Source organism: Paenibacillus antri (assembly GCF_005765165.1).
Taxonomy (GTDB): Bacteria; Bacillota; Bacilli; order Paenibacillales; family YIM-B00363; genus Paenibacillus_AE; species Paenibacillus_AE antri.
This window is the reverse complement of sequence record NZ_VCIW01000058.1, coordinates 1-1,210: the sequence shown is the minus strand read 5'-3', so window position 1 is coordinate 1,210 and position 1,210 is coordinate 1. Positions and strand designations below refer to the sequence as shown.

The following is a 1,210-nucleotide window of genomic DNA, read 5'->3' as shown; positions in this document are numbered from 1 at the left end:
TGGATAAGTTATAAAGAGCGCACGGAGGATGCCTAGGCGCTAGGAGCCGACGAAGGACGTGGCGAACGACGATATGGCCTCGGGGAGCCGTAAGCAGGCTTTGATCCGGGGATGTCCGAATGGGGAAACCCACACGGCGTAAAAACCGTGTACCTGCACACTGAATACATAGGTGTGAGGAGGCAGACCAGGGGAACTGAAACATCTAAGTACCCTGAGGAAAAGAAAACAATAGTGATTCCGTTAGTAGCGGCGAGCGAATGCGGAACAGCCTAAACCGGCGTGCTTGCACGCCGGGGTCGTGGGACGTCATCACGGCGAAGAGCTGCGTAGTCGAATGGTCTGGAAAGGCCAACCGAAGAAGGTAATAGTCCTGTACGCAAAATGCAGCTCCAGCCAGACGGATCCCGAGTACCGCGGGGCACGTGAAACCCCGTGGGAATCCGGCAGGACCATCTGCTAAGGCTAAATACTACCTAGCGACCGATAGCGAAGCAGTACCGTGAGGGAAAGGTGAAAAGCACCCCGGAAGGGGAGTGAAACAGAACCTGAAACCGTGCGCTTACAAGAAGTCAGAGCCCTCTATATGGGTGATGGCGTGCCTTTTGTAGAATGAACCGGCGAGTTACGTTCCCGTGCGAGGTTAAGTCGATGAGACGAAGCCGCAGCGAAAGCGAGTCTGAATAGGGCGACTTACAGTACGTGGACGTAGACCCGAAACCGGGTGATCTACCCCTGTGCAGGGTGAAGGTGCGGTAACACGCACTGGAGGCCCGAACCCACGAGCGTTGAAAAGCTCGGGGATGACGTGGGGGTAGGGGAGAAATTCCAATCGAACTCGGAGATAGCTGGTTCTCCCCGAAATAGCTTTAGGGCTAGCCTCGGAGTAAAGAATTGCGGAGGTAGAGCACTGATTGGGTGCGGGGCCCGCCAAGGGTTACCAAGTCCAGTCAAACTCCGAATGCCGCGTATTCGTATCCGGGAGTCAGACGGTGAGTGCTAAGATCCATCGTCAAAAGGGAAACAGCCCAGATCATCAGCTAAGGTCCCCAAGTGTGTGTTCAGTGGGAAAGGATGTGGAGTTGCACAGACAACCAGGATGTTGGCTTAGAAGCAGCCACCATTGAAAGAGTGCGTAATAGCTCACTGGTCGAGTGACTCTGCGCCGAAAATGTAACGGGGCTAAACACACCACCGAAGCTATGGCTTG

General features: G+C 54.8%; 1 rRNA gene. It reads left to right on the top strand.

Annotation, left to right across the window (positions count from 1 at the left end):
• Position 1 precedes the first annotated feature (1 nt).
• Positions 2-1,210 (top strand): 23S ribosomal RNA (locus tag FE782_RS31980); the annotation flags it as partial.